Origin of the sequence: Dietzia sp. Die43 (assembly GCF_024519835.1) — a bacterium.
Lineage (GTDB): Bacteria > Actinomycetota > Actinomycetes > Mycobacteriales > Mycobacteriaceae > Dietzia > Dietzia kunjamensis.
Genome location: NZ_JALJRF010000012.1, coordinates 73899 through 100633 on the forward strand (window position 1 = coordinate 73899; position 26735 = coordinate 100633).

Here is a 26735-nt window from a genome sequence, read left to right on the forward strand (position 1 = left end):
ATGTCGCTGAAGTTCGCGATCCTCACCTCCCTCACCGAGCGGGAGGGCAGCGGCATCGAACTCGCCCGCCGGTTCGACAAGTCGATCGGGTACTTCTGGCCCGCGACCCACCAGCAGATCTATCGCGAGCTCGATCGGCTGGCGTCCGCGGGCCTCATCCGCGAGCTGCCGCAGCAGGGACCGCCGCGGCGGGGACAACCCAGGAGGTTCGCCGTCGCCGACACCGGCCGGGCCCTGCTGGTGGAGTGGATCGGGGAGGACGACGAGCCCGAACCGATGCGCTCGAGCCTCGCGGTCCGTGTCCGCGCGGCCGCGGCCACGGGTAGGGTGGACGACCTTCGGCGGGCCCTCGGGTACCACCGCCGCCAGCGGGTGGAGAACCTGCGGCGGTACCGGGAGATCGAGGAGCAGGACTTCGCGGACCGCGACCCCGTTGAGGTCCGGGGTGCGCTCCAACACCAGGTGCTCAAGTTGGGCATCCAGGCGGAGCAGGCGTGGGTGGGCTGGTGCGACGAGACCCTCGACCTGCTGGATCGCCTCAGTCGACCGTGAGCAGGATCTTGCCGTGGCTCTCGCCCGACTCCAGCAGGGCCAGTGCGTCTGCGGCCCGGTCGAGCGGGATCTCGCGGGAGACCCGGGTGGTGACGTCCCCGGCCGCGACCATCGGCCACACCTGGTCGACGACCTCCCGGCAGATGCCGGTCTTGCCGCCGGGGCCGTCCGCGGGTCGGGCCCGGAGGTTGGTCGCGAGGATGCCGGCACGCTTGGGCAGCAACCGGCCCAGGTTGAGCTCACCCTTGAGCCCGCCCTGGAGGCCGATGACGATGACGCGACCGTCCGGCGCCAGGGACGCGATGTTCTTCTCCAGGTACTTCGCGCCCATCACGTCCAGGACCAGGTCGACGCCGCGGCCGCGCTCGTCGTCGTCGGTCCAGTCCCTGACCCGTTCGACGAAGTCCTCGTCCCGGTAGTCGATCACCAGGTCCGCGCCCAGTTCGCGGCACATCTGCACCTTCTCCGGCCCGCCCGCGGTGGTGGCCACGCGGGCCCCGAGGGCGCGGCACACCTGGATCGCGTGCGAGCCGATCCCGCCGGCACCGCCGTGGATCAGCACCCGCGGGGCGCCGAGGTCGGTGTCGCCCCAGCGGGCCTGCGCGGCCAGGACGCCGCGGCCGAGCCCGCCCGTCATGGCCAGGTTCGACCACACGGTGCACGCCACCTCCGGGAGCGACGCGGCCTCGTGGAGCGAGACCCCGGCGGGGACCGGCATGACCTGCCCGGCCGGGACGGCCACCTTCTCGGCGTACCCGCCGCCGGCCAGCAGCGCGCACACCTCGTCGCCCACCGCCAGGCCCTCCACGCCCTCGCCGACCGCGGCGATGCGGCCCGAGCACTCGAGGCCGAGGATCTCGGAGGCGCCGGGCGGCGGCGGGTAGTGGCCCCTGGACTGCAGCAGGTCGGCCCGGTTCACCGCGGAGGCCGCGACATCGATGAGTACCTCGCCGGCGGAGGCGACCGGGTCGTCGACCTCGGTCAGGCGCAGGGTGTCGGGGCCGTTGTCATATGCGATTGCCTTCATGTCCTCCGACGGTAGCCGGGATGAGACCTGAGGGCAGGCGGGCTGGGTGCGCACGCCCGCGGTCCACTACGATGAACGGCGTCGTCAACGCGGGTTCCACGTGGAACCACGCGGTCGTGCGTGTCGCGGCAGGCGGCGGGGAAGTGTGGCAGAGCGGCCGAATGCACTCGCCTTGAAAGCGAGCGTGCCTAAACAGCACCGGGGGTTCAAATCCCTCCACTTCCGCCCAGGTCCGATCCGCGCGGGCCCGAGTCGAGGCAGGGCCGGCTCAGGCGGTCGTCTCCTGCAGGTCCGCTGCCGCGACGTAGCGGATGATCTCGAGCACCCGCGGGTACGAGCGGGACTTTCCCGAGACGATCGAGACGTGGTCCTCACCCTCGAGCAGGACCAGTTTGGCGCGTCCTCCCCGGCGGGTGACCTCGTCGACGTAGCGCCGGGAGTTCTCCGCCGAGACGGTCGCGTCCCGGTTGCCGTGGATCGCGACGACCGGTGTGCCGGTGTCGATGTTCTGGATGGGGTCCACCGACGCGTACCGCCACGGGAACTCGGAGGGCGTCCCGCCGATCGCCGTGACGATCCTGTCGTCCCCGTGGGTCGCCGCGTACACGTTGTCCAGTGGTCCGGCGATCGAGATCACGCGCGTGGGCCGGAACGCGGGCTCGGCGCCCACCTCGTCGTCCTCGAGCAGGTGGCGGGTGCCGCCCCACACGGCGAGTTGCGCGCCCGCGCTGTGGCCCACCACGACCTCGTCGTCGGTCGTGATCTGGGGGAAGCGCCGGTCCACCTCGACCACGTGGTCGAGTGCGTCCGCGATGTCCCGGAAGGTGACGGGCCAGCCGCCGCCGGATCCGACCCGGCGGTACTCCACGTTGTAGACCGCCATCCCTCGGCTCGCCAATTCGCGCGCCAGGGGGTCGAAGATGTCCGCACCCAGCTGGTTCTGCCACGCCCCTCCGTGGATGAGGACCGCGAGCGGGATGGTGTCGACCTCCTGGGCCCCGGACGGCAGGTACAGGTCCGCCCAGTTCTGTTCGGGATCGGCGTCGGAATCCCGGGTCGGGTACTCGAAGCGCTGGACCGTGACCTCGTCCAGTCGGACGGTTCCCGCATAGGTCGGGTCCACCTGCGGAATGGCGGTCGTCGTCATGCAGCCGACCAGGGTGAGTGCGCCGCCCACCAGGGCCGCGCCACGCATGAGGAGGTGCCCCGGTCCCACGACGGGTCTTCGCGACGACATGGCCACCACTTCCTCAGGAGTCAATAAGGCGGAGTACCTTTTTTCTCCTTGGGTGGGCACGGTGCACAGGGGCGGGGGCGTCCGGAATCGCGGAGAGTGAAGCTGATCTTACTCTTTGACAGGCCTGCGGCGCTGAGAGGTGCCCCCCGTGTCGGAACCCGGCGTGCCGTGTCGGAACCCGGCGTGCCGTGCCGAGCCCGGCTCGCGGCGAGCCGGTGCGACTGTCGGGCCTCGTCAGCCGACGACGCTGATCCGGCCGGTCTCGGGGGCGCTGAGCGGGCCCTCCTCGGCCACATAGCGACGCAGTGCGTCGAGATCGGTCACCCTGGCCTCGCGGCGGTCCCCGCGTTCGGCCAGGACTGAGCCGTCCCACTCGGGGGAGGAGAGGAACTCGTTCACCACGACGGTGTACTCGCGCCGGGGGTCGACGGGCTCGTCGTCGATAATTATCTCCGACACCCGCGCTCCGGGCGGGCGGCGGAGGTCGACGGTGTAGCGCACGTTCGACGAGACCGCCGGGCCGTTGCGGCCGATGTCGTCGGCGAAGTGGTCGAAGGCCGCGCGGAGTTCCTCCCCGGTCACGGTGACCAGGTAGAGGCGATCCCCGTAGGGCTGCACGGTGTGCAGGTCGGCGTAGTCGAGGGGACCGGCGGGGAGGTCGGTGCGCAGGGAGTCCGGGTTGGACAGGGCCAGGTCGGCGCCCCGGCCCCGGGCGGCGTGGAGCTGGCCGTCGGCGATGAGGTCCGCCAGTGGTGACTCGCCGTTCGCGTCCATGTCCCGCTCGATGGTCTCGTCGGCGGTGCCGATGACCGCGCGGGCCTGCGGCGCCGCGGCGGCCCGGGCCTGGCGTACGAGCTCCTCGGTCCCGGCATCGGGTTCGATGTCGAGGTTGACCGTCTGGTTGAACACCGACGTCTGGGGCCGGATCACGTCGCCCGTGGCGGGGTCGACCGCCAGGTCGACGACGGTGACGGACCGGCCGTGGGACGCGGGGGCCACGACGACGCGCTCGTCGTTGTCCGAGTCGAAGACACGGCAGGTGGCCGGGCCTCCGGAAGCTCCCACGATGAGGGCGTCCACGGCGGGATTGAGCTGCTTGACCAGGTCCATCTCGGCGAGCTCGTCGGGGCACGCCGCCGGGTCGAGGTTGGCGTGGACGGTGTCGGACTGGACCATGGCGACGATCGCCTCCACGCCCAGGAACCGGAGTGACTCCACGGTCTCGTCTATCGCGCGGAGGGGGTCGGTCAACCGCGTGGTCGTCTCCGGGACGGACGTCGACGGGGAAGTCACCGCCACGACCCCCACCAGGACGTCACCGACTCGGTGGATCGCGAAGGGGAAGGTGGGGGCCGAATCGGGCGACGGGATGGCGTTGGATGCCAGGAACGGGAACGCCGCCCCACGGAACGGCGGGAGCGGGGGATCGACGCGGCAATCCCGCTCGGTCGCGCACCCCGGCGTGACCAGGGATCGGACGTGGTCGGCGCCCTTCTCGAGTTCGCGTCGTCCCACGCCGGCCCCGTCCACACCGAGCCGGTTGAAGTACTCGATGGTCGCTCGGTCACCCAGCAACGCGGCCTCGGGGGCGGTCCCGCCGATCGAGTCGCCGGTGGCGAGCAGCAGTGAGTCCTCGGCCTGGTCGCGCAGCTTCCCGACCGTGGCGGCGAGGTGTGGCCCGCCACCGGCGGGGCGGACGTTGCCCGAGCCGTCACGGAGCTCGCCCTGGAACCCCACGGGCCGGGACAGCGCACCGGAGAACTCCCCGATCCCCAGGATGCGGACCGACCGGGTCTCCGCCGCCGGGCTCCAGGGACTGCTGGTCTGCGCGTCGGCACGCGGAGGGGAGGCGAGGGTTGCGACGAGGACCACGGCCGCGAACAGCGCGAAAGCGACCGGCCCGACGCGGCCCGTTATGGACGTGTGGATAGCTGCGGAGTTCACCTCGTGCCATGAACTCTTCTGCTGCACATCGTCTCCTAGGGGGGCGGGGGCTCGCACGTTCCGCGATCCGGGGATCGCGAGATCGTGACCTGCTCTCCCAAACCCGGCCCATGCTGCCCTCGCGATGTCACGGGACCCCGCCGGAAGCATTACGTTCTGGTCACGAAATGCCGGGCGGCAGTGAGGAATCGGTCGTTTTCCTCGGGATCCCCGATGGACACCCGCACTCCGTCGCCGGCGAAACACCGGGTGACGACCAGGTGCTCGCGGCAGTGGGCGTCGAAATCAGCCGCGGCGTCCCCGAGGGGTAGCCAGACGAAGTTCGCCTGGGTGTCCGGGACCGCGTGCCCCATGTCGAGCAGGGAAGCCCGTACGCGGGAGCGCTCGGCGACGACCGCGTCGGTGCGGGCCCGCAGTTCGTCCCCGGCCTCGAGGCAGGCGATTCCGGCGGCCTGCGCCAGGGAGCTCACCGAGAACGGGACGACCATCTTCGCCACCGGTACCACCAGTTCGGCGGGTCCGACGAGGTAGCCGACACGGAGGCCGGCCAGACCGTAGGCCTTGGAGAAGGTGCGCAGCGAGACCACGTTGGGCCGCGACATCGCCTCGGCGACGCCGTCCACCGGGTCCTCGGATCGCATGTACTCGTAGTAGGCCTCGTCCAGCGCCACGGTGACCCGTTCGGGGACGCGGTCGAGAAAAGCGAGGAGTTCGGCGCGGGTCACCGCCGGGCCGGTCGGGTTGTTGGGCGTGCAGACGAAGATCAGCCGGGTCCGGTCGGTGACGGTGGCGACGATCGCGTCGAGGTCCAGCGACCCGTCGTCCCGGTTGGGGACCGCGATCGGGACCGCGTGGGCGATGCGGGCGATGATCGGGTACGCCTCGAAGGAGCGCCAGCCGAAGACCACCTCGTCGCCCGGTGCACACACCGCCTGGACCAGTTGCTGGCACAGGGCGACCGAGCCGCAGCCGGCGGTGACGTTCCCGGTGGGCACGTCGAGGAAGTCCGCGAGCCGGTCGACGAGCGCGCCGGCGGTGATGTCCGGGTAGCGATTGGCGCCCGCCGCGGCCTCGGCGATGGCCGCCGCCACGCTCGGCAGCGGGCCCGCGGTGGTCTCGTTGGACGCGAGTTTGACCGCGCCCGGCACGGAGGCGCCCGGAATGTAGGCGGGGATGGCGTCGAGGTCGCTGCGCACGTCGGGGGACATGACTACAGGGTAGGACCACCCCCTGCGGGCCCGGTGTCCGGCCGTTTTGCGCACCGGCCCGGCCTGTGTGTACTGTAATTCCTCGTTGGCTCAGCAGAGCCTCCAGGAGGCGTGCCAGAGCGGCCGAATGGGACTCACTGCTAATGAGTTGTCCTCCTCAAAGGGGACCGGAGGTTCAAATCCTCTCGCCTCCGCCATGCCGGGGATCCGGGTGACCGGATAGCTGGCACCACAGAAGAATATTGCGCCCGTAGCTCAATGGATAGAGCACTTGACTACGGATCAAGAGGTTAGGGGTTCGAGTCCCTTCGGGCGCACAGAAGGAACGCCCCCGTCCACGCGGACGGGGGCGTTCGCCATTTCCGGCCTGCGGTGTTCACGCGGCGTTCGCGGCCCCCCGCCGGTATGCGCGCAGGGTCTCGATCTGATCCCAGACCACGATCACCCAGATCGTGGCGATGATGCTCCAGCGGATCGCGGTGGTCGCCGTGCCGCCGTCGTCCGGGACGAGATCGGGGTGGATCACCGAGTCGTGGCTCAGCACCAGGACCGTGAGGAAGACGCCGAAGACAACGTCGACCACCACGTCGATGCCGAGCCGCGCCGGTGACCTGCCCGGCCTCACCAGGCGCCACACCTGGACGAGCGCCAGCGCTCCGATCAGCAGCACGTACCCCGTGAACCACCTGGTGGGGATGGCGGGGTTCACGAGCGGTTCGCCGCCGTTGAGATGGCCGATGTACAGGAACGTCGACGGGACGAACGGCACCGCGACCAGGATGGCCAGCATCACCAGCGACACGACCGCGTCGACGCGGGTGTCCGCCCCGCCACGGGGCCCGTCGAGGTGCGCCGGGTCCCAGGTGGGGGTCAGGGTCAACGGACTGCGTTCGCCCTCCGGGGTCGTCCGCTCGATGATCACCACCACGAGCGTCCAGGCCGCGAAGGCCCACAGCAGGGCGGCGGCGACGGAGCTGACGAGTTGGCCGATGAGGCCGCCGAGCTCCGGCTCCGCGGTGGTCGAGACGTAGAGGATGCTGCCGGCCAGGGCGGCGATGACTCCGACGACGGGCAGGAGCCACCGCAGTACCCGAGCCCAGACCGGGTAGACCTCCGGCCCCACGAGGTACTGGCGGGCGCCGGCATAGCGGCGAGCGAGTTCGGCCGGGTCGCCCAGTCGCACCAGGACGGCGCGCTCGGCGGAATCGCGGTCGGCGGTCCCGGCCGGCTCGGTCCCGCTGGCGTCGTTCACGGCGTCGGGTTCGGCGGCGACCATGTCGGCGATGGTCGCGGCGATCTCTGAGGAGATGTCGCCGCGCTGGTCTTCGGGGAGGTGGCGGACCACCTCGGAGATGTAGCGATCGGTCAGTGTGGACATCACGCGTCCGCCTTCCGCAGATCGGTGTAGCCGGCACCCAATGCCAGCCACTCGGCGTGCAGGCGCTCGGCGGTCTCGGTGCCGAGCGCGGTGGTCTCGTAGTACTTGCGGGGCCTGGGCTCCTCGGTCCGCCACGTCGAGGTGAGCAAGCCCTGTCCCTCGAGGCGGCGCAGCAACGGGTAGAGGGTGTTGGCCTCGGTGGCGATTCCCGCCTCGGCCAGCGTGGTGAGCAGGGCGTACCCGTACCTGGGCGTCCGGCAGGCCAGCAGACTCGCCAGGACGACCGACCCGCGCCGGAGCTCCTGCAGGTGGGTGCCCAGTGCCGCGTCCGCGTCGTCGCCCATGCGGCACACGTTAGTGTGTGGCACACACTATGTAAATGGCGCACAGCCTCGGCGCGGGCCCTCTCGCTCCACCCGCTGCACCGCGACACTCCGCCATCGACCGGCCCTGACCGGCCCTGACCTGCGGTGCCCTGAAGACGGTGTGCAGGGCACCGCAGGTCGGGAGGCCGCGGCCCGGCGCACTGCCGGGTTGCGGGACTGCGTGGGGTCTCGCGGTCGACGCGTCAGGAAGCCGGCGAGGCTTTGGTTTTCTTGACCCGCACCCGCTGGTAGGGGGCAGCGACGGACTCGCCGATCGCCTGCGCGATGAGGTCCTCGGCGGTCCGGTTCTTCCGCGCGAGTGTGGCGACGAGCTTGGTGAACCGGGCCCCGCGGGCGAACTCCTTGGCGCTGCGGTCCTCCACGGCGAAGAACAGCTTGGCCTGGTCGGGGAGTAGCGACAGCACGCCGTTGAGGATCTGGCGGGTGACCCACCTGGCCACCGGGCCCTTCACGTCCGGGTGTCGGAGCGAGTGGCCGGCCATCGCGGCGAAGATGGTCAACGCCTTGGTGTCGAGGCCCTCGGTGACGTACTGGTCGACCGCTGCGAAGGTCTCGAGGTGCGGGCCGGGGACGTGCAGTTTGTCCGCGCCGATGTGCGACTCCATCACCAGGCGGTCCGCGTCCGCGGCGCTCAGGCCGGGGCCGAACTCCTGGTAGCCCCGGACGGCCGACCAGATGTACGTCCACCACGTCCACCGCATCCATTCCGGCTGCTTGGCCTCCTCCACCTCTCCGGTCTCCGGGTTGGTCCAGGTCGCCATCTCGTGGAGGTGGTCGACGCGCTTGGCCGCCGCGTCCGCGTGGGCGGTGTCGGCGAAGACCGAGTCCCGCAGGTAGGCGGCCGTGCGGTCGAACCGGGCGGCCATCTCATCGGCGCCCTCGCTGGTCAGCGACACGCGCTCGAAGTGGGTCATCATGCCCGGTTCGAGCATCTGGAGGAAGAGCGCGTTCTTCGCGCCGAGCCCCGAGGCCGGGTCCGAGAACACCCGCCAGGAGATGCTGTCGGGGCCGTAGTAGCCGTCGTCGGAGCGAGGGGCGTCGGAGAGCCGCAGGGGCACGCGGGTGTCGGTCATGGAGTCACCTTCGGGTTCGGTGGATCGGGGGGTATCGGTTGGTGAGAGCCCGACCGACATCGTCGATAATAGGACCTTCACACTTCGTGCCGACGCATACGGTGGGGAAGGTCCGCGACCGCGAGCCGCGAGACGGCCGTCTCGAGGGGGCCTTGTCCGACGAACACCGCCCAGAGGGCGCACCCGGCCGTCACCCCGAGAACCATCGGCCAGAACGGATCCAGGGCACGGAAGTCGTCCATCGGGTCGAACTGTCGGCCCTCGGCACGGGTGATCGCGATCCACGCCGCCCAGACGGCCAGATGGGCGGTGTACGCGGTCAGCGGCATCGCGCCCAGCACCCGTACCGGCCAGAACAGCCACCGCAGCCGCGTCCCGCCGATCAGCGTGCACACTCCGATGACCGCGAGCGCGAACCCCACGGACCCGACCGCTTCACCCATACCCGACGAGTGGGGCCCGTCCCGGAGCCGCGACAGCAGCCACAGTCCGACCTCTGACCGCGCGCCGTCGTCGAGGGCCTCGGCGGCACGGTTGCCGATGGGGCCGAGCACGAGGTAGCCGGTGGAGGCGAGCGCCGCCCCGACCCCCACCAGGACCACCGCCCACCGCGGGGACGCGATCACCATCCGTCCGGCGACCAACCCCGCTGCGAGGAACGCGGTCCAGAGCGGGAACGGGTAGTACCAACCCAACATGACGGCGATCGTGCTCGTGCTCTCACCGTCCGCCCCGCCCGTCACCCGGTTGATCGCCCCGACCGCGAAGGGCATCACCACGGCGAGGAACGCCGCGAGCACGACGAGGGCCCGGGTGGGAAGCGTCACCAGCGCGATCGCGATGGCGAACAGGACACCGTAGGCGGGCAGGATCACGTTGACGGGCACGGCCAGCAGGACCAGGAGCATTCCGAGCATCCAGACGACGGCCGCCCGCACCGCCAGCCGTCGGCGGGGCACGGTCGCCCGCCGGACGCCCGGGTCGGCCGTGTCGCCCTGCGACAGCCCGAGCGACAGTCCGGCCAGCGTGGCGAAGAGTATCGACGACCGCCCGTAGGCCAGCCCGGTCCACGTCGCCGGCGAGTCCCACTCGAGCGGGGCGGTGACGACGAGGTGGGCGGCGAACATGCCGAGCACTGCGGCACCCCGCGCCATGTCGATCCCGGGTAATCGGGCGGGCGGCTCCAGTCGCCTGATGCGGGCCCGGAGGAGGTCCGGGTACGACGGGGGCGCGTCACGGTGATCGGTGTCCCTCACACGTCACCCCCTGCAGACCGAAGGCCGGAGGCGGGCACCGCGCCCCGCGACGAGCTGCACCGAGCCACGTGACGAGCTGCACCGCGCCACGTGGCGACCAGCCTGTCGCCTGCGACGTGAGCCCGCAGGGGAACTGCTCGAACCGGCCCGGGGCGATGCTCCCGCGGCGTCGGAGAACACGGTGGTCGCCGGCGGTGCGGTCGTCTAGCGTGATCGGCATCCGCGCGGTCACGGTCGAGGGCGAAGTGGGGGCGGATCCTATGCGAATCAACCGTCGAGAGCGGCAGCCGCGACAGCGGCCGGCCGGGCACCGGGTGGTCCTCGCGTCCCTGCTGGCCGCGGCACTGACGCTCTCGGGGTGCGCGGGGACGGACGAGGACCCCGCCGCCGGCCCGGGAAACTCCTCGGCCGCGGAGCCGACAACAGCGCCGCCGACAACCGCGCCGCCGACCACCGAGGCGCCGGAACCACCGGAGGTGCTGTCCCAGCAGGGGGTGAACGCGGGGCATCCGCTGGCGGCCGAGGCCGGGGTGGAGATGCTCGAGGCCGGCGGCACGGCGGCGGACGCGGCGATCGCCGCCGCGTTCGCGGTCTCGGTGGTCGAGCCCTACGCCTCGGGTGTGGGTGGCGGTGGCTCCGCACTGGTGGCCACCCAGGGCGCGGCCCCGGAGGCGGTCGACTACCGCGAGGTCGTCGCCGCCGATGGCGTCATCCCGCCGACCGAGACGGGCATTCCCGGTTTCGTCGCCGGGATGGCGGAACTCCACGCCCGGCACGGCGCCCTCGAGTGGGCCGAACTGCTGGAACCCGCCGTGCGGATGGCGGAGGGCGGTGTCCCGGCGACCGGGACGCTCATCGAGAGGATCGCCGTCGGCGGCGCGAACGCTGTCGCCGGTCTCGATCAGTTCGCACCGGGCGGGGCGCCGCTCCGGGTCGGGGACACCCTCGTCCAGGCCGAACTCGCCGCCACCCTCCGCACGCTCCGGGACGAGGGGCCGGAGAGTTTCTACACCGGCGCGATCGCGGACCAGCTCACCGCGGTCGAGGGGATCGACCCTGCCTCGCTGGAGCAGTACGAGGTGCAGCGCAGCGAGCCGCCGCAGGGCCCGGTGGGCGACTACGAGGTGGTCTCGGGGGCGCCGGCCCTGCCCGGAGCCGCACTCATCCAGATGCTGCAGGTGCTCGAGAGCCAGGGGATCTCGGAGGTGGACCCGGGGTCGACGGAGTACGTCCGGCTCATCTCCGAGGCGTGGCTCATCGCGGAGCAGACCGTGCAGACGGAGCTGGGCGACCCGGACTTCACCGAGGTGCCCGTCGACGAGCTGGTCGACCCGGTCAGGAACGCCGAGCTCGTCGGAGGCACCGCGCCCCGGGCGTCGGAGGGCGAGAACCTGGAGAAGCCGGGGAACACGACCCACCTCACGGTCGTGGACAGCAGCGGCACGGTGGTGTCGATGACCAACACCCTCACCCAGTTCTGGGGCGCGGGGACGGAGGTCGGCGGGTTCTTCCTCAACGATCAGCTCAGTCGGTTCGGCACGGTGGACTCCCCGCAGAACCAGCCGGAGCCGGGCAGGCGATCGGTGACGTGGTCCAACCCGACCCTGGTCCTGGACGGCCAGGGCAGGCCGGTCCTGGGCCTCGGCACGCCGGGCGGGGCGAACATCCTGAGCGTCCTCGCCAACACCCTCACGCGGTGGGCGCTCCTCGGCCAGCCGCTGGAGGAGGCGGTGGCGGCCCCGCGGTTCCGGTTCGACGGCGCGTCGCGGACCCTCGTCGTCGAACCGGCGTTGCTGGGCTCACCGGCGGCCCGGGGGGTCGGCGCTCTGGGGTGGGCGGTCGCGCAGTCCCCCGGGGGGCTCTTCGGCTCGGTCCAGGCCCTGGAGATCGACTACGACACGCGCACGGTCTCCGGCCCCACCGACACCCGGCTCGAGGCCGGGACGGTGATCGTCGACGCGGAGGAGTGAGCGCGGAGGGGTGAACGGCCACGTGCCGGGGGTGGGACGGAGGAGTACGACGACGACGAGGTCGGCCGCTTCGTAGGCTGTGCCGATGGCTCAGCCCGCGCGAGAGGCGCTCCGCCGCAACGCCGGCCATCTGGCGTCGGTGGCCCTGGTGCTCATGTGGAGCTCGGGCTATGTCGGCGCGGAACTCGGGATCCGGGCCGACGGAACCCCGCTGCAGCTGCTGGGCTGGCGGTTCTCCATCCTCGGCGTGCTGTTGGTGACCGTCTGCCTCGTGCTGGGGGTGCGGTTGAACGATCGCGCGGCGTGGACGCGGCAGGCGGTGTTGGGCCTGTTCAGTCAGGCGTTCTTCCTGTTCATGATTTTCGAGGGGGTCTCCCGGGGCGTCGACGGTGGCACCGCGGCGCTCATCGCCGCGCTCCAGCCACTGCTGGTGGCGACGGTGGCGGGCAGGGTCCTCGGCGAGCGCACGACGGCCGGGATGTGGGTCGGAATGGTGCTGGGGATGGCGGGCGTCGTGGTGGTGGTCTCCGGCGGTCTCGACGCGGGTTCCGCGCCGTGGTGGGCGTACCTGTTCCCGGCGGCGGGCATGCTCAGTCTGGCCACGGGCACGGTCCTCACGCAGCGTCTGCGGCCCACTGAGTCACTGCTGCAGTCGATCACCATGCAGTCCGTCGTCGCGGGGGTCACCCTGATGTCCGCGGCTCTGGTGACCGGCCAGGCGGCGCCCGTGGCCGAACCCGACTTCTGGGCGGCGGTGGCGTGGCTGGTGTTCCTGTCCACGCTGTGTGGGTACGTCCTCTTCGTCTTTGTCACCCGCACCCGTGGAGCCACCGTCGCGAGCGTGCTGCTCTACCTCACCCCGCCCACGACCATGGTCTGGGTGTGGCTCATGTTCGGTGTCCCGATCACCCTCCCGGCCGTGGTCGGCATGGCGATCAGTGCGGTCGGCGTGACCCTGGTGCTGCGGTCGCGGGCGGCGCGGGACGCCTCAGCGCGCGCGCCGGAAGAGCGCGGCCGGGCGACCGCGTAGGGCCGTGGACAGCGCCACCTCGCCGTCGTCGTCCACGACCGGTTCCAGGTGCGGTCGCATCCGGCGCGCGAAGTTGTCCTTGTGCAGCTCCTCGCCGATCACGGCCTCGTGGACGCGACGCAGTTGGAGCAGTGTGAACGGTTCGGCCAGGAAGCCGTCGGGGTCGGGGCCCACGTCGACGTAGCGCAGGCGGATCTCGTAGCGCTCGCGGACGTCGCGGATCGCGGCGTCGACGATCGCGTCGTGGTCGAACAGTAGCGACTCGATGCCGTCGAGCCGGCCGTCCGCGGTGACCCTCGTGAGTTCCCCGGTCGCTCCGGCCAGCGCGGACTCGGGCAGGGGGAGCGCGTGGGCGGCGGAGACGGCCCACGTCCGCCCGTCGCGCTCCGGGTCGTCGAAGAGCCGCAGCAGGCGCGGACGGATGGTCTCGTGCGGCGCGATCCCCACCTTCTCGCGGAGTACGTGGTCCGCGGTCTCGGCGACGGTCGTCCGCTCGCGCAGGAAGGCGCCCGGGAGCGCGCGACCGTCCGGATTCCGGCGTGATTGCGTGAATATCCGCAGCTCGGGGTCGGTGCCGCCGGCCCCTGTCACGGTGAGGATCGCCAGGTCCACGGCGACGGCGGGCCGGGGGAACTTATCGAGATCGGACATGGCCTTCACTTTAGCGCGATCGGCGTGCTAATGTTTAGCGCGCCTGGAGTGCTAAAGGAGTGGAGGGGTCATGGGAAGTCGACGAGACGACGGCATGGACGGGGTCGGCGGCGAGGCCACCGAGTGCGCCTGGGGCGTGTTCCTGGACACGCTGATCCTGCGGATCGGTGCTGTCGGGGACGGTGACGCGCTGGCGCTGGTGGCCCCGCCCGGGCCGGAGGGGTGGAGCCAGCAGCTCGTCGTCCGGTCGGACCGCGGTCGGGGATTCATGTGGGTCACCCGCGGGATCGCCGGCAGCACCGCCGCCGAGGAGGTCGTGGCCAGCGCCGGCGCCGACGGGGCGTTCGCACTGGCGGACGCGATCGTCCGCGTGGCGCGCGAGGACCTGCGGTTGCCGCACCCCCAGCTGTTCACGGCCCGCGCGAGCGGACGCGGAGCAGCCGAGTTGGCGGAGTCCCTGGGGCTCGCGGACGCGGACGCGCCGGGTGGGCCGGACGGCCGCACGGACGGCGGGGTCCGTGGCGGTCCGGACGCGCTGCGTCCGGTGGTGATGGAGGCCGTGGGGAGGATGTTCGGGCAGGAGCCGGGCGTCGACGCCGACGGCGACGTGTACTTCACCGTCGCCGGCACCACGGTGTTCGTCATCTTCAGCCCCGACGGCGGGCTGGTACAGGCCTGGGCCCTCGTGGTCCGCGGCGTGTACAGCCGTCGCAACACCGCGGTCGAGGTGGATCTGCTCAACAGCAAGGGGATGTGGAGCACCTGGTACCTCAGCGGGCGCGACGTGTTCCAGCGGATCACCCTCCCCGCGCGCCCGCTCTCGGCGGACAACATCGAGGGCATGCTCCGCGCGTTCGCGAAGGACCTCGAACAGAACCGGGATGAGCTGGCGTACCGGCTCGGAGGGAAGGTGGCGTGATGACGGGCAGTGGAGACCGGGGGTGGGACGACCGGGTCGCCGGGGTGATGCTCGGTACCGCCGTGGGGGACGCTCTCGGCGCCGGATACGAGTACGGCTCCGCGCCGCTCGGTCCCGAGGGGCCGCAGATGATCGGCGGCGGCCTGGGCGGGTTCGCGCCCGGACAGTGGACCGACGACACGTCCATGGCGTGGTGCGTGCTCGACGTGGCCGCCAGGGGTGGGGGCCTGCTCACGGACGAGGCGCTCTCGGAGGTCACCCGCAACTTCGGGCGGTGGTACGACTCCGGCCCGCCGGACATCGGCAACCAGACCGCCGCGGTCCTGCGGGCCGCGGGGCCGGCGCCGACGGCCGCCGCCGCGCGGGAGGCGGCCGAGGAGCACTTCAGGCGGAGTCACCACTCCGCGGGCAACGGTTCCCTCATGCGGACCGCACCCGTCGCCCTGGCCCACCTCGGCGACACCGGGGCGATCGTCCGGGCAGCCACGGCCGTGAGCGACCTGACCCACTCCGACCCGCGCACCGCCCAGGCGTGCGTCCTGTGGTCCTCGGCCATCGACCGCGCCGTGCGGGAGCAGGTCCTGGACCTCCGCGGCGGACTGGTGCACCTCGACGGGCCGGACCGGGAGTACTGGGAGGCCCGCATCGACGAGGCCGAACAGGGGCCGCCCGAACGGTTCCGCCGCAACGGCTGGGTGGTGACCGCCCTGCAGTCGGCGTGGTCGGCGATCCACCACACGCCGGTCCCCGCCGCAGATCCCGGGCGGCACCTGGCCGACTCACTGGTCACGGCGATCGGGATCGGAGGCGACACCGATACGGTCGCCGCCATCGCCGGGGGCCTGCTGGGCGCGCGCTGGGGTGCGTCGGCCGTGCCGAGCCAGTGGCGGGACATCTGCCACGGCTACCCGGGGTTGACGGGGGAGGACCTGGTCGAGCTCGCGCACGCCGCGGCCAGCACCGTCGCGGGGCGGGACACGCACCGATGAGTCCGTGGACGCCGGGGCCCGTGCGGTAGATGATTCAGGGGTGAACCCCCAGCAGTCCGACCTGCAGCGCGCCCTCGCCGACCTCGACGCCCGTCTCGGACGCGTCGCCGCAGAGGTCGGGGAGGTCCGGGCCGGGTTGTCGGCACTCGCCCGGCAGTCCGGCCCGGCGGTGGCCGGACAGTCGCCGGGGGAGTCGCCGTGGCGTGCGGGCGCGCCGCCTCAGGGCGCGCCGCCTCAGGGGGCGCCGCATCTGGTAACGCCGGCCCCGTCTGGCGCGTCGGCCTCGCAGGTGCCCGCCCCGGCACGTCCGGGCGGGCCCTGGCGGCCACCCGGACAGGACGACCCCACCGGGCGGTTCGCGCCGCCGCCCGCGCATCCCGACGGGCCGCCGCCCGCGCATCCCGACGGGCCGTGGCAACAGCCGGCGGGGGCGGCGCCGCGTCGGTCGCCGCGGCGGGGGCCGCGCATCACGGCAGCCACCGTCATCGCCGCGATCGGCGGATCGGTCATGCTCGCCGGCATCGCGTTCCTGCTGGTCGTGGCTATCCAGGCAGGGTTGTTCCCGCCGCTCGCGCGGGTCGTCGCCGCCGCGGTCCTGGCGGTGGTGCTCGTCGGCCTCGGCCTGCGACTGCAGTCCCGCCACGAGCCCACGGCCGACACCCCGGTCAACCCCGGCGCACTGGCCCTGGTCGGCACGGGCCTGGCCGCGGCGATGCTCGACGTCATCGCCAGCACCACGCTCTACCTGTGGATCCCCGTCCCGGCCGCGTACATGTTCGTGGGCGGGCTCGCCCTCGGCGGGATGGCACTCGCGGGGCGCTGGTCCTCCGGGTTGCTGGCCTGCCTGGTCTCGGCCGGCACGATGCTCCTGGCGCCCCTCATCTCCACCGGTGTCGAGCTGCCGATCTTCGTCGCGATCGTCGGCATCGCCACCGCGGTACTCGCCGCCGAACTCGGGGCGGCCGTCCGCGTGGTGTGGTCCGTCCTACCCGGGTTCCTGCTGGCCGGCTACCTCTCGCAGGCCGCACTCCACAGCCGCGGCGAACAGATCGCGCTCATCGCGACCGCGCTCGTCTTTGCCGCCGTGGGCGTCGGGGTGGCCTGGTTCGACACCGCCCGCCGCCGCCCGGCACTCGCCAATGCCGCCCTCGTCGTCGTCCCCACCGCCCTGCCCCTCGCCCTCCTGCCGGCCACCCACCTCCTCCGGCCCGGCTGGCCCGTCGGGTTGGCCCTCGCCGCCGCCTACCTCGCCGTCGCGGTTCTCGCCGGCCGTACCGGCCACGACAGGGCTCACGTGCTTCTGGCGGCGGTCACGGGGTTCGTCGGGAGCGCGTTGCTGCTGCTGACGTGGGTCGAACTGGGAGGGCGCGAGCTCACGGGATTCGCGCTGACCCTGAGCGCCCTGGCCTACGTCGTGGCCGCCGGCCTGTGGGGACGACGGTGGGTGGACCTGGTGGCCGCGGCCGCCTCCGTGATCGCCGTGCTCGTCTACGCGGCCGTCAACCACCCGCACCTCGCGCTGAGCGACCGGCTCGCGGTCCGCGAGTTCACCTACTGGGACGTGGTCTCCGCGTTCGCCATCACGGCGCTGGCGGTGGCCGTGACGTGGTGGGCGCGCCGCCGCCTGCCCCGCGAGTCGACGCGCGTGATGATGGCGGGCGCCGTCGTGGCCCTGGCGGCCTTCTCGGTGATGGTGGTCGCGGCGGGCGTCGTGATCGGTGACCTCACCGGGGTGGCGCGGAACGGGTTCCTCGCCGCACACCTGGTGGTGACGGTGCTGTGGATCTGCTGCGCGGCCTGGCTCGTCCTCACCGCGAACCCGCGAATCGCCGACGCGCATCGACTCGGATTCGTCCTGGGCTCCCTCGCGCTGGCGAAGCTGCTCCTGCTCGACCTGGCCACCCTGCCGGGACTGTTCCGTGTGCTGTCGTTCATCGCCGTCGGCGCGGTGATGCTCGCGGTGGCCGTCCGCTACCGCAGGGAGACCGAGCCGTCGGGCAGCGGATCGCCGACGTAGACGCGGAACGCGCGCGGCTGGGCGCCGGACATCAGTACCTCGACCTCCGGATGGTCGACCTCGTCCGGATCGTCAGACGGCAGGCTCCACACCACCTCACCGGCGTCGGTCAACTCGCGCAGCGCCAGGCGCGTGGCCCGGACCCACGTCACGTGGCGCAGGGCGGGCTCGTCACGCAGGACGTGGTCGGCCAGGCCCTCACGGTCGCGCAGGTCGACCATGAGGCGCTCACCGTCCGGGGCCTCGTAGGAGGTGCAGACGTGGTCGACCAGGACGGACAACGGCCACGACGGCCCGGAACCGAGCAGATCGATGATGATCATGCGCGCATCGCCGACCTGACAGGCCGTCGGTGTGGTGAGGACCTGGAGCCGGTCGGCGACGTCCTCGGTGATCTCGATGAGCTGAACGGTCATGATGAACCCCTGTCGGACAGAGACGGTCGACAAGAGGGATCGCGGCGCGGCCCCGAACCGTCCCGACTGTGACGTAGATCATATCGCAGACCCGTGCGGGGCGGGTCTCGGCGGGATGACGATCTCGCCGAGCCGTCCGGCCGGACCGCCGCCGAGGAGCCGACGGACTGGTTAGTGTCGGGCATGTGACCACCTCACAGACCGGACGTGCAGGCTCCCCGGGCGGGCAGGACGACGCCTTCTCGCTGTCCTACGACGGGTTCGACCCCGGTGAGGAGGGCCTGCGCGAGACCCTCACCTCGACCGGCAACGGGTACATGTCCACCCGCGGCGCCGCCGAATGGGAGGAGAACGACGGGGTCCACTACCCGGGCACCTACGTGCACGGCCTCTACAACCGCGCGACCACCATGCTCGGCGGCGTGCCGGTGCACAACGAGGACCTGGTCAACCTCCCCAACTGGCTGCCGCTCAAGCTGCGCATCGGTGGTGCCGAGGTACTACGGCTCTCGGAGGTGCAGATCCTCGAGTACCGCCACCGGGTGGACCTGCGCTCGGCGCTGATGACCCGCCAGATCCGCTTCCGTGACCGGGAGGGACGGGAGACCGAGCTGGTGAGCCGACGGTTCGCGTCGATGGCCAGCATGCACCACGCCTACCTCGAGTGGACGATCACGCCGCTGAACTGGTCCGGCCAGGCGGAGATCGTGAGCGCGCTCGACGGGCGCGTCACCAACGACGGGGTGCCCCGCTACCGGCAACTCGAGAGCGATCACCTCCGGCCGGGCAGCACGGTGTTCCCGCAGCCCGAGGTGATGGCACTCAAGGTGCGCACCCGGCAGTCCGAGGTGAACGTCGGCGTCGCGGCACGCACCCTCGTCTCGACCGGCGGCCGGGAACGCGAGGTGCCCCGCTCCGACTTCCGGACGGCGGACTACATCCAGCAGACCCTCCACGTGGAACTGGAGCGCGACGTCCCCACGACGATCGAGAAATCGGTCGCCCTGTTCACCTCCCGTGACCCGGCCACCGGGGACACGCTCCTGCGCGCGTCCCGGTCGGCCGCCCGGTCGCGACCGTTCGACGCGGCGTACGCGCACCACCGCGAGTCGTGGGAGCGGCTGTGGCAGGCGTGTGACCTGCACGTATTCGGCGACGACGAGGCCCAGCACCTGCTGCGGGTGCACATCAGCCACATCCTGCAGACGTGCTCGCACAACACCTCCGACCTCGACGCCGGTGTGCCCGCCCGCGGGATCAACGGGGAGGCCTACCGGGGCCACGTGTTCTGGGACGAGCTGTTCGTCTTCCCGTTCCTGACCTTCCGGCTCCCGGCCGTGACCCGCAGCCTGCTCATGTACCGCTACCGGAGGCAGTCCGAGGCGCGGGTGGCGGCGGCGTCGGCCGGGTACGAGGGGTTCATGTTCCCGTGGCAGAGCGGATCCCTCGGCACGGAACAGACCCAGGAACTCCACCTCAACCCGATGTCCGGGCGGTGGGACATCGACCTGTCGCACAACCAACGCCACGTCAGCGCGGCGATCTTCTACAACGTCTGGCAGTACGTCACCCTCACCGAGGACACGATGTTCCTCGAGTTCCGGGGCGCGGAGATGATGCTCGGCATCGCGCGGTTCTGGTCATCCATCGCGCACTACTCACCCGAGCGGCAGCGCTACGAGATCCACGGCGTGATGGGGCCCGACGAGTACCACGAGAAGTACCCGGGCGCGTCCGAGGGCGGAGTGCGCAACAACGCCTACACCAACGTCTTCGTGGCGTGGATCTGCGACATCGCCGCCCACCTGCTCGACCTGCTGCCGACGCCCCAGGCGGGTGCCGTCCGCGCCCGGCTCGAACTGCGCGACGAGGAGATCGCCCGGTGGAAGGACATGAGCCACAAGATGTTCGTCCCGTTCCAGGACGGGATCATCAGCCAGTTCGAGGGCTACGAGGAGCTGGAGGAGCTGGACTGGGAGGGATACCGGGCCAGGTACGGCAACATCCAGCGGCTCGACCGGATCCTCAAGGCCGAGGGCGACACCCCGGACCGGTACAAGCTGGCCAAGCAGGCCGACGCCGTGATGCTGTTCTTCCTGTTCAGTGACGACGAGCTGCGACGGGTGTTCGGGCGTCTCGGGTACGAGTTCCCCGACGACGCCGCGCGGCGCACCATCGAGTACTACGACCGCCGCACCTCCCACGGGTCGACCCTGTCGTACATCACCCACGCGGGCGTCCTCGCACGCTTCGACCCGGACAGTTCCTGGGAGCGGTTCAAGGTCGCGCTGCGCAGCGACGTGCACGACATCCAGGGTGGGACGACCCGCGAGGGTATCCACATGGGGGTCATGTCCGGCACGGTCGACCTCGTGCAGCGCTTCTACGCCGGCATGCGGGTCGAGGGCGGGATGCTGCAGTTCGACCCGAATCTGCCCGGCGGCATCGACGGGGTCTCGTTCAACATGACCTACCTGCGCTCGCCGCTCACGGTGACGGTGATGCGGGACGAGGTGGTGATCCGTCACCGCGACGGAGTGATCGACGAGACCCCGGTGTGCGTGTGCGTTCGGGGGGAGCAGCGGATGGTCGAGGTGGGCGGCGAGGAGCGGTTCAGCCTGGAGTGACGCCGGGGTCGGCGCGGCGTGCCGCCGCGTGGGCGTGTCGACGTACGGCCCGTGCCCTGCGCCGCTCCTCGCGGCGCTGGTGGTCGTGCACCACCTCCGCCTCGTGGTCGTACGGGCTGCCGCGGAACCGTCGCAGTGCGTAGACGAGTAGCGCCAGCCCGACGAGGCCCGAGAAGATGAGGGTGCCGCCGGTGCCCCAGCCGCCGATGAGCCAGAGGTCGGCCGACAGCGGCCACCAGGTCGGCACCGTCGAGCCGATCCCCCAGAAGATCCCCAGGCCGATCAGCCAGGCCGCGCCGAGTAGTGACCCCGCGATCTTGGGCCACGACTGGACCCCGCGGGAGGCGCCCTCCATGGCGACGCGCTTGATCGACAGGAGGCGCCGGTCGAACCACTCGTACTGCCGTGAGAGCACCACCGTCCCGGCGAACAGCATGAGGAGCCCGGGACCCGGGAGGAACAGTGCGGCGATGCCGAGAACGATGAGCGTCCACCCGATGATCTCGAGCGCGAGGCGTCTCACCGCCACGTAGCCGAGTCTCTTCACCGGACCATGGTTACAGAGTCCGCGCCTCCGATGCAGGCGATCCCCCCGCGTCCCGGGCCCGAACAGCGGAGGCGCCCCACGGCTCAGGCCACACTGGTCCCGAGCAGCAGGCCGATCCCGTAGGTCACCGTCATGGCCGCGACGCCCCCGATCACGAGCCGGCGCACGGCCGGGCGGGGATCCGCGTCCCCGAGTCGGGCGGAGACGTACCCGGCGAGGATCAACCCCACCACCGTGAGGACGCCGATCAACGGAACCCTCAGCGTGGCCGGGGCGAGGACGGCGAGCAGGGGGATGACGGCACCGAGCGCGAAGGAGATCGCGGACGAGATCGAGGCGCTGACCGGGTTGGTCAACGACTCGGCGTCGATGCCCAGTTCCGCATCGAGGTGGGCCGCCAGGGGATCGTCGGCGTGCAGCTCCTCCGCCACCCGCCGGGCGGTCTCCTCGCTGAGCCCCTTGGCCGTGTACAGGCCCACGAGCTCGTCGAACTCCGCTTCGGGTGCCTCCTCGAGCTCGCGGGTCTCCTTCTCGATGAGCGCCTTCTCGGTGTCGCGTTGCGTGCTCACGGACACGTACTCGCCGATGGCCATCGAGCTCGCGCCCGCGACCAACCCCGCCATGCCGGCGACGAGGATCGCCGGGCGATCCGTGGTGGCGGCGGCGACGCCCAGGACGAGGCCCGCGGTCGAGAGCAGCCCGTCATTGGCACCCAGGACCGCGGCACGCAGCCAGTTGAGTTTGCCGCCGACCGATGAATCGTGGGGTTCCACCGTGCTGTGTGGTGCCGGACCGGGGACGCTCATGCCCCTACGGTAGGACTCCCCGGAGTCGCCGACAAGCCTCGAAAGGCTATCCTTACCAGCGTTTTTTTCTACAGCGCTGGACGGGCCGCCGGCTCAGGCGGGGACCGCGGAGCGGAACTCCCGGGCGGCGCGGGCGCCGGCGTCGAGGTCGACCTCGGGCCAGCCGTCGGGGGCGTGGAGCACCGCGCCGAGCTCGACGGCGGTGAGGGCGGACCCGGCGTTGAGCAGTGCCTCCACGGCATCGGGGTCGGGGGCGTCGAGCAGGGTGTCGTCGGCCAGTTCGTCGACGATGTCGCGCAGGGCGGCCCGCGTCACCGGGAACAGTTCGGGGTCGAAGCCGTCGTCGGCGGGTTGATCCAGTCGCCACCACCGTGACCCGTCCCACCCGTACAGGAAGCCCAGGCACGCGTCGTGGGTGCGGGCGTGTTCGACGCCGCGGCGCCACCAGCCGGGGGCGTCGCCCACCAGGTCGGTGCCGGCCTCGCCGGCATTGCCGCTGCCCTCGGTGAGCGAGAACTCGTGGTGCCAGCCGGCGAGGAGTGCGCGCCCGGGCCCCGGTCGCAGCAACGCCATCCACATCCCCTCGTCCACCGACCAGTGCAGGGCGCCGGTGGCGGGCGCGTGGTGGTCGAGGCCCACCGCCGCGCGGACGGCGGCGTCCACGGCGAGGAGGGAGGCGATGTCGTCGGGCGTCGAGTCCAGGTCCACGGGGAGCACGGCCATGTGGTCCACGCTAGACCTGATCGACGACGACGAGGTGGCGATACCGGTGAACGTCCGGCTACCCGCGGGTGACGCAGGGGTGCGCGGGCGGGCGCCGGGCATCACCGATCCCGCTGCGGCGGGGGCGTGCCGACTCGTACGGTGAGCGCATGCGCAGCGAGGCGACACACGATCACGCGGGCCCCGGCCCGGCACACGGTCACGCGGGCCCCGGCCCGACCACGCAGGCCGGGATCGGGCGGGACGGGCTCCCGCCCGGCCCCCGGCTCCCGCGGATCCTGCAGGCGGTGCTGGCCCTGTCGGCTCCCGCCGTCGTCTTCCCGGCGGCGGCCCGGCGCTACGGGGTGCCGTTCACGCTCGATCTCATGCCCGCCGGGCGCAAGGTCGTCGCAGTGTCCGAGCCCGCGCAGATCAAGGACGTGTTCGCCGGCTCGCCGTCGGTCTTCCACGCCGGCAAGGGCAACGACCTGCTCCGTCCCCTCCTCGGCGAGCACTCCCTCCTCCTCCAGGACGGCGACGAGCACGCGCGCGCCCGGCGGCTGCTCGCGCCGGCGTTCGGGCGGCGCGAGATCGACGGCTACCGCACGCTCGTCGAGGAGGTCACCCGCGAACAGCTGGACCACTGGCCGCGGTCGGGTCGCGTCCGCGCGCACGTGTTGCTCAACCAGCTGACGCTCGAGGTGATCCTGCGGGTGGTCTTCGGGGTGACGGACTCGGCGCGCCTGGACCGCATGCGGCCGATCGTCGCCCGGGCGGTCGACGCCGGTCCGGTGGTGATGATCGGCCTGGGGATCCCGGCGCTGCGCAGGTTCCGGCCGTGGAGCCGGGAGGTGCGCGACCTGGAGACCATCCACGAGTTCCTCGGCGAGGAGATCTCCGCGGCCCGCCTCGACCCGGGATTGTCCGAGCGGCGGGACCTCCTGGCGTTGCTGGTCCGCGCCTCGGCGGCCGACGCGCAGGGACTGTCGGACCAGGAGCTGCGCGACCAGCTCATGACCCTCGTGGCGGCCGGGCACGAGACCACGGCCACGGCGATGGCGTGGTCGATGCTGGAACTGGCCCGCCACCCGGACGTCCAGGACCGGTGTGTGGCCGAGATCGCCGAGGGCGGGTCGGAGTACCTCGACGCCGTGCTCAAGGAGGTCCTTCGGTTGCATCCGGTGGTGCCGATGGTGATGCGGGAGCTGCAGGAGCCGGCCACCGTCGGCGGGCGGACCTACCCGCGGGGAGTGACGATCTCGCCGTCGATCGTCCTGGCCCACCGCTCCGCGGCCACCTACGCCGGACCCCGTGACTTCGACCCGGGGAGGTTCCTCGGCGAGGTGCCCACGCCCACCGAGTGGCTGCCGTTCGGCGGCGGCGCGCGCCGCTGCATCGGGGCATCGTTCGCGATGATGGAGGGCCAGGTCATCCTGCGGCAGTTGCTGGAGCGGTATCGCCTGGAGTCGGTGGGCAGCGGTCGCGAGTGGCCGCGGTCCCGCAACGTCACCCTGTACCCGTGGCGCCGTGCGCGGGTGGACCTGCGGCGACGCTGAGCCCGGCGTACGGGCCGGCGGCGCCCGCCGCCGTCCCGGGCCCTCAGTTCCTCCTCAGGGCCGTCCGGGGGCCGGATCCGCCTGTGTGACGGGTGGTGGGCAGGAGGTTAACGGGACTCAGATGTGCGTTTTGGTGGAGATTTTCCTACCGTGGAGGCTGTGAACGCTTCTGAGACGTCCTCGCCGCAGACCGAAGCGCACCGCGCCTCGGTCACCCGTATGTACACGTGGATATCCGAGAACGGCAGGCTGATCGAGCAGGTCAGGGTCGTCCCCAAGGGTGATTCCAGCCGCGCTCGCGGTCGGATCGTCGCCGCCGCCAGCCCGGACAACTCCGCCTTCACCGTGGAGTACGAGGCTCAACTCGGCGCCGACACGACCCTGCGCCGGGTGTGGCTGACCCTCACCACGGAGGAACACGAGCGCACGATCGGCCTGGTCTGCGACGACGAGGGGGCCTGGCTGCTCGAGGATTCCTCCGGCACCCGCTCCCGCGTGGGCGGCGACGGCGTGGTGGACGTGGACATCACCTACAGCGTGTTCTTCGCCAGCGTCATGATCCGTCGCCTGGGCTTGCACGCGCAGCCGGGTTCCGAGGATGTGCGGGTGTTGTCGGTGGATTCCATGACGCTCGACGTCACCGAGGACACGGTCACGCTCTCCAGCGACGACGAGCAGGTCCACGGCATCACCGCCACCGCGTCGACCAGCGCGACGGTCGACCCCGACGGCGTGATCATCGACGTGCCGGGGCTCAGCCGAAGGGCCTGAACGGCCAGCCGAAGGGCCTGAACGGCCAGCCGAAGGGCCTGAACGGCCAGCCGAGGGGCCTCTACGGCCTGTCGGCGAGCCGGACCTCCCTGCCCAAGGCGCCCGCCTCGCGGAGCGCCTCGAGCCACCCGGCCGCCCCCGGCGTGACCTCCGCCGGTCGGAGATCCCCGCCGGTGCGATCGGCCTGCGCGTCCTCATAGGCACGCCGCGCGCGGTGGCCGTCGTCGACGAGCGGCCCCAGCGTTCCCCGCTCGGCCAGCGCCGCCCGCGCGGCCCCGAGGTCGGCGAGGCACTCGTCCAGCACGTCCAGCAGCGCGTCCCGGTTGGGTTCGCAGATCGCGCGCACCAGATCGGGCGCGGTCCCGGCGACGCGCGTGCCGTCGCGGAACGACCCCGCCGCCAACGAGAGCGCGAGGTCGCCGCCCCGGCCGCCCGCCAGCGCGAGCGCCTCGGCCAGCACGTGCCCCAGGTGGGAGATCCGGGCGACGGCCGCGTCGTGGTCGGCGGAGGTCGCCGCGACCACCCGTGCGCCGCTGTCCAGCGCGAGTCGCGCCACCCGTCCCCAGGTGTCGGGGTCGGCGTCGTCGTCGGCCGCGATGAGCCACGTGGCGCCGCGGAACAGGTCGGGGTCGCCTGCGTCCCAGCCGGAGTGGGCGGTGCCGGCCATGGGGTGCCCGCCGACGAACCGCGCCCCCAGTCCGTGACGTCGTACCGCCTCCAGGACGGGGCCCTTGACGCTGATCACGTCGGTGAGGGCGGCCGTGGGTGCGTGCTTGGCCACCGCGCCCAGGACCGACTCGAGGGCGGGGAGGGGGACGCCGACGACGACGAGGGCATCCGCCTCCGCGGCCCGGCGGAGTGTGGTGGGCAGATCCGTGGTGACGTCGAAACCGGCGGCGGTGGCGGCCTCGGCGCCGGCGGGGGAGCGGTTCCAGCCGAAGGTCCGATCGGGGCCGAGGGCCCGCAGGAGTGAGCCGCCGATCAGGCCGACCCCGAGCACGCACACGTCCGCCGTCACCGTCACCTGACAAGGTTCTCACAGCAGACTACGGTTGAGCCCATGCCCAGCAGCTCCGACCGACTCTCCCGCGACTCCGACGACGACTCGGTCACCGGCATCGCACTCGGGGTGGTCCAGGACGGCGGTTCCTGGCAGGTCACCCGTCTGGACGACGCCGCCCTCACCAGTCTCGACGACGCCGCCCGGCAGGTCCGGTCGCTGCGCGCGGAGGGGCCGTCGTTCGGGTTGGTCGACGTGGACCACGAGTTCTTCGTGATCCTGCGCCCGGGCCCGTCCGGGATGCGACTCATGCTCTCGGACGCGACCGCGTCGCTGGACTACGACCTCGCCGCGGATGTGCTCGACGAGCTCAACGTGGACGTGCCCGACATGACCGACGAGGAGCTCGAGCAGACCGACCCGTGGGGCGAGGGCGACATGGCGATCCTCGACGACATGGGCCTGCCCGCCGGGGTGTTGGAGATCATCGTCTCCGAGACCGACCTGTACGCCGACGAACAGCTGCAGTCGGTGGCCGAGCGGATGGGCTTCGGCGACGAGTTCGAGCGGCACCAGCCCGACTCGTGAGCCACGGGTCGTGACGGCGCCGTGTCCGTGACCGCGGTGTGTCCGTGAACCCGCCCGGATCGGCGCACCCCGAACACCGGGGCTC

General features: G+C 71.9%; 25 protein-coding genes and 3 tRNA genes. 14 read left to right on the forward strand and 14 right to left on the reverse strand.

Annotated features, from left to right (window positions below; all coding sequences use genetic code 11):
- Positions 1–552, forward strand: coding sequence for a PadR family transcriptional regulator (locus NR111_RS11600; RefSeq protein WP_070720094.1), 552 nt, complete (start codon positions 1–3; stop codon positions 550–552).
- On the opposite strand, the gene NR111_RS11605 is transcribed toward NR111_RS11600, so the two are convergent.
- A complete protein-coding gene (locus NR111_RS11605) occupies positions 539–1579 on the reverse strand; it encodes an NAD(P)H-quinone oxidoreductase (RefSeq protein ID WP_256820830.1) in 1041 nt (346 codons plus the stop codon). The two genes, NR111_RS11600 and NR111_RS11605, sit on opposite strands and share 14 nt — an antisense overlap.
- A 139-nt stretch (positions 1580–1718) precedes the next feature.
- Here NR111_RS11605 and NR111_RS11610 point away from each other — a divergent pair.
- Positions 1719–1804: transfer RNA gene (locus NR111_RS11610), tRNA-Ser, on the forward strand.
- Positions 1805–1847: 43 nt separating this feature from the next.
- On the opposite strand, the gene NR111_RS11615 is transcribed toward NR111_RS11610, so the two are convergent.
- The 3 genes from NR111_RS11615 to NR111_RS11625 all read right to left on the reverse strand — a co-directional run bounded on the left by NR111_RS11615 (position 1848) and on the right by NR111_RS11625 (position 5968).
- Positions 1848–2774: an alpha/beta hydrolase family protein gene (locus NR111_RS11615; RefSeq protein ID WP_374210722.1), complete on the reverse strand. Its 927-nt coding sequence runs from the start codon at positions 2772–2774 to the stop codon at positions 1848–1850.
- Between the two features lie 276 nt (positions 2775–3050).
- Positions 3051–4787 carry a bifunctional UDP-sugar hydrolase/5'-nucleotidase gene (locus tag NR111_RS11620; RefSeq protein WP_256820831.1) on the reverse strand — a complete coding sequence of 579 codons (1737 nt, stop codon included), beginning with the start codon at positions 4785–4787 and terminating at the stop codon, positions 3051–3053.
- Between the two features lie 122 nt (positions 4788–4909).
- Complete coding sequence (locus NR111_RS11625) at positions 4910–5968, reverse strand: pyridoxal phosphate-dependent aminotransferase (protein WP_096906230.1); 1059 nt, start codon at positions 5966–5968, stop codon at positions 4910–4912.
- Between the two features lie 105 nt (positions 5969–6073).
- Here NR111_RS11625 and NR111_RS11630 point away from each other — a divergent pair.
- A tRNA-Ser gene (locus NR111_RS11630) sits at positions 6074–6165 on the forward strand.
- A 47-nt stretch (positions 6166–6212) separates the two neighbouring features.
- A tRNA-Arg gene (locus NR111_RS11635) sits at positions 6213–6285 on the forward strand.
- A 59-nt stretch (positions 6286–6344) separates the two neighbouring features.
- Here the strand turns inward: NR111_RS11635 and NR111_RS11640 are convergent.
- From NR111_RS11640 to NR111_RS11655, 4 genes are all read right to left on the reverse strand, one after another.
- Positions 6345–7346, reverse strand: coding sequence for a hypothetical protein (locus NR111_RS11640; RefSeq protein WP_256820832.1), 1002 nt, complete (start codon positions 7344–7346; stop codon positions 6345–6347).
- Positions 7346–7690: a PadR family transcriptional regulator gene (locus tag NR111_RS11645; protein ID WP_069390443.1), complete on the reverse strand. Its 345-nt coding sequence runs from the start codon at positions 7688–7690 to the stop codon at positions 7346–7348. Before NR111_RS11645 ends, NR111_RS11640 begins: the two co-directional genes overlap by 1 nt.
- Before the next feature lie 224 nt (positions 7691–7914).
- Positions 7915–8805: an oxygenase MpaB family protein gene (locus tag NR111_RS11650; protein WP_256820833.1), complete on the reverse strand. Its 891-nt coding sequence runs from the start codon at positions 8803–8805 to the stop codon at positions 7915–7917.
- A gap of 77 nt (positions 8806–8882) precedes the next feature.
- Entirely contained in the window at positions 8883–10061 is a 1179-nt protein-coding gene (locus tag NR111_RS11655) for a heparan-alpha-glucosaminide N-acetyltransferase domain-containing protein (protein ID WP_256820834.1), read from the reverse strand.
- 260 nt (positions 10062–10321) lie between these two features.
- Here NR111_RS11655 and NR111_RS11660 point away from each other — a divergent pair, with 260 nt between their 5' ends.
- Together NR111_RS11660 and NR111_RS11665 are read left to right on the forward strand one after the other, a co-directional pair.
- The gene (locus NR111_RS11660) at positions 10322–12031 is read left to right on the forward strand and encodes a gamma-glutamyltransferase (protein WP_256820835.1); all 1710 of its coding nucleotides are present in this window, start codon (positions 10322–10324) and stop codon (positions 12029–12031) included.
- A gap of 85 nt (positions 12032–12116) precedes the next feature.
- Positions 12117–13061 carry a DMT family transporter gene (locus NR111_RS11665; RefSeq protein ID WP_256820836.1) on the forward strand — a complete coding sequence of 315 codons (945 nt, stop codon included), beginning with the start codon at positions 12117–12119 and terminating at the stop codon, positions 13059–13061.
- Here the strand turns inward: NR111_RS11665 and NR111_RS11670 are convergent.
- The gene (locus NR111_RS11670) at positions 13020–13712 is read right to left on the reverse strand and encodes an NUDIX hydrolase (protein ID WP_256820837.1); all 693 of its coding nucleotides are present in this window, start codon (positions 13710–13712) and stop codon (positions 13020–13022) included. The genes NR111_RS11665 and NR111_RS11670 overlap by 42 nt on opposite strands.
- A 70-nt stretch (positions 13713–13782) precedes the next feature.
- On the opposite strand from NR111_RS11670, the gene NR111_RS11675 reads away from it, so the two are divergent.
- Genes NR111_RS11675 through NR111_RS11685 form a run of 3 tightly spaced genes read left to right on the forward strand, consistent with a single transcriptional unit; the run spans position 13783 to position 17637 of the window.
- A complete protein-coding gene (locus NR111_RS11675; RefSeq protein WP_256820838.1) occupies positions 13783–14631 on the forward strand; it encodes a hypothetical protein in 849 nt (282 codons plus the stop codon).
- Positions 14631–15620 (forward strand): ADP-ribosylglycohydrolase family protein, encoded by a 990-nt coding sequence (locus NR111_RS11680; RefSeq protein ID WP_256820839.1) that lies wholly within the window; start codon positions 14631–14633, stop codon positions 15618–15620. The genes NR111_RS11675 and NR111_RS11680 overlap by 1 nt, the downstream gene beginning before the upstream one ends.
- Before the next feature lie 40 nt (positions 15621–15660).
- Complete coding sequence (locus tag NR111_RS11685) at positions 15661–17637, forward strand: DUF2339 domain-containing protein (RefSeq protein ID WP_256820840.1); 1977 nt, start codon at positions 15661–15663, stop codon at positions 17635–17637.
- Here NR111_RS11685 and NR111_RS11690 read toward each other — a convergent pair.
- Positions 17592–18053, reverse strand: coding sequence for a hypothetical protein (locus tag NR111_RS11690; RefSeq protein ID WP_253003040.1), 462 nt, complete (start codon positions 18051–18053; stop codon positions 17592–17594). The genes NR111_RS11685 and NR111_RS11690 overlap by 46 nt on opposite strands.
- 185 nt (positions 18054–18238) lie before the next feature.
- On the opposite strand from NR111_RS11690, the gene NR111_RS11695 reads away from it, so the two are divergent.
- Complete coding sequence (locus NR111_RS11695) at positions 18239–20680, forward strand: glycoside hydrolase family 65 protein (protein ID WP_256820841.1); 2442 nt, start codon at positions 18239–18241, stop codon at positions 20678–20680.
- On the opposite strand, the gene NR111_RS11700 is transcribed toward NR111_RS11695, so the two are convergent.
- From NR111_RS11700 to NR111_RS11710, 3 genes are all read right to left on the reverse strand, one after another.
- Positions 20667–21227, reverse strand: coding sequence for a PGPGW domain-containing protein (locus NR111_RS11700; protein WP_069389075.1), 561 nt, complete (start codon positions 21225–21227; stop codon positions 20667–20669). The genes NR111_RS11695 and NR111_RS11700 overlap by 14 nt on opposite strands.
- A gap of 83 nt (positions 21228–21310) precedes the next feature.
- On the reverse strand, positions 21311–22033 hold the full coding sequence (locus tag NR111_RS11705) for a VIT family protein (protein WP_069389076.1): 723 nt from the start codon (positions 22031–22033) through the stop codon (positions 21311–21313).
- A 93-nt stretch (positions 22034–22126) separates the two neighbouring features.
- Positions 22127–22756 (reverse strand): hypothetical protein, encoded by a 630-nt coding sequence (locus NR111_RS11710; RefSeq protein ID WP_256820842.1) that lies wholly within the window; start codon positions 22754–22756, stop codon positions 22127–22129.
- On the opposite strand from NR111_RS11710, the gene NR111_RS11715 reads away from it, so the two are divergent.
- From NR111_RS11715 to NR111_RS11725, 3 genes are all read left to right on the forward strand, one after another.
- Entirely contained in the window at positions 22755–22901 is a 147-nt protein-coding gene (locus NR111_RS11715) for a hypothetical protein (RefSeq protein WP_256820843.1), read from the forward strand. The two genes, NR111_RS11710 and NR111_RS11715, sit on opposite strands and share 2 nt — an antisense overlap.
- Before the next feature lie 4 nt (positions 22902–22905).
- Positions 22906–24291, forward strand: coding sequence for a cytochrome P450 (locus tag NR111_RS11720; protein WP_256820844.1), 1386 nt, complete (start codon positions 22906–22908; stop codon positions 24289–24291).
- Positions 24292–24450: 159 nt separating this feature from the next.
- Positions 24451–25062 carry a putative glycolipid-binding domain-containing protein gene (locus NR111_RS11725; RefSeq protein WP_256820845.1) on the forward strand — a complete coding sequence of 204 codons (612 nt, stop codon included), beginning with the start codon at positions 24451–24453 and terminating at the stop codon, positions 25060–25062.
- A gap of 61 nt (positions 25063–25123) precedes the next feature.
- Here NR111_RS11725 and NR111_RS11730 read toward each other — a convergent pair whose 3' ends face one another.
- Positions 25124–26086, reverse strand: coding sequence for a prephenate dehydrogenase (locus NR111_RS11730; protein WP_256820846.1), 963 nt, complete (start codon positions 26084–26086; stop codon positions 25124–25126).
- A 36-nt stretch (positions 26087–26122) separates the two neighbouring features.
- On the opposite strand from NR111_RS11730, the gene NR111_RS11735 reads away from it, so the two are divergent.
- On the forward strand, positions 26123–26650 hold the full coding sequence (locus NR111_RS11735) for a tRNA adenosine deaminase-associated protein (RefSeq protein WP_069388832.1): 528 nt from the start codon (positions 26123–26125) through the stop codon (positions 26648–26650).
- The last annotated feature ends 85 nt before the right edge of the window (positions 26651–26735 follow it).

What these genes read in the sequence shown, in the direction of transcription:
- NR111_RS11600 (WP_070720094.1), top strand. Translation starts at nt 1, where the DNA reads ATGTCGCTGAAGTTCGCGATCCTCACCTCCCTCACCGAGCGGGAGGGC.
- NR111_RS11605 (WP_256820830.1), bottom strand. Translation starts at nt 1,579, where the DNA reads ATGAAGGCAATCGCATATGACAACGGCCCCGACACCCTGCGCCTGACC.
- NR111_RS11615 (WP_374210722.1), bottom strand. Translation starts at nt 2,774, where the DNA reads ATGCGTGGCGCGGCCCTGGTGGGCGGCGCACTCACCCTGGTCGGCTGC.
- NR111_RS11625 (WP_096906230.1), bottom strand. Translation starts at nt 5,968, where the DNA reads ATGTCCCCCGACGTGCGCAGCGACCTCGACGCCATCCCCGCCTACATT.
- NR111_RS11640 (WP_256820832.1), bottom strand. Translation starts at nt 7,346, where the DNA reads ATGTCCACACTGACCGATCGCTACATCTCCGAGGTGGTCCGCCACCTC.
- NR111_RS11645 (WP_069390443.1), bottom strand. Translation starts at nt 7,690, where the DNA reads ATGGGCGACGACGCGGACGCGGCACTGGGCACCCACCTGCAGGAGCTC.
- NR111_RS11650 (WP_256820833.1), bottom strand. Translation starts at nt 8,805, where the DNA reads ATGACCGACACCCGCGTGCCCCTGCGGCTCTCCGACGCCCCTCGCTCC.
- NR111_RS11660 (WP_256820835.1), top strand. Translation starts at nt 10,322, where the DNA reads ATGCGAATCAACCGTCGAGAGCGGCAGCCGCGACAGCGGCCGGCCGGG.
- NR111_RS11665 (WP_256820836.1), top strand. Translation starts at nt 12,117, where the DNA reads ATGGCTCAGCCCGCGCGAGAGGCGCTCCGCCGCAACGCCGGCCATCTG.
- NR111_RS11670 (WP_256820837.1), bottom strand. Translation starts at nt 13,712, where the DNA reads ATGTCCGATCTCGATAAGTTCCCCCGGCCCGCCGTCGCCGTGGACCTG.
- NR111_RS11675 (WP_256820838.1), top strand. Translation starts at nt 13,783, where the DNA reads ATGGGAAGTCGACGAGACGACGGCATGGACGGGGTCGGCGGCGAGGCC.
- NR111_RS11680 (WP_256820839.1), top strand. Translation starts at nt 14,631, where the DNA reads ATGACGGGCAGTGGAGACCGGGGGTGGGACGACCGGGTCGCCGGGGTG.
- NR111_RS11690 (WP_253003040.1), bottom strand. Translation starts at nt 18,053, where the DNA reads ATGACCGTTCAGCTCATCGAGATCACCGAGGACGTCGCCGACCGGCTC.
- NR111_RS11705 (WP_069389076.1), bottom strand. Translation starts at nt 22,033, where the DNA reads ATGAGCGTCCCCGGTCCGGCACCACACAGCACGGTGGAACCCCACGAT.
- NR111_RS11715 (WP_256820843.1), top strand. Translation starts at nt 22,755, where the DNA reads ATGTGGTCCACGCTAGACCTGATCGACGACGACGAGGTGGCGATACCG.
- NR111_RS11710 (WP_256820842.1), bottom strand. Translation starts at nt 22,756, where the DNA reads ATGGCCGTGCTCCCCGTGGACCTGGACTCGACGCCCGACGACATCGCC.
- NR111_RS11720 (WP_256820844.1), top strand. Translation starts at nt 22,906, where the DNA reads ATGCGCAGCGAGGCGACACACGATCACGCGGGCCCCGGCCCGGCACAC.
- NR111_RS11735 (WP_069388832.1), top strand. Translation starts at nt 26,123, where the DNA reads ATGCCCAGCAGCTCCGACCGACTCTCCCGCGACTCCGACGACGACTCG.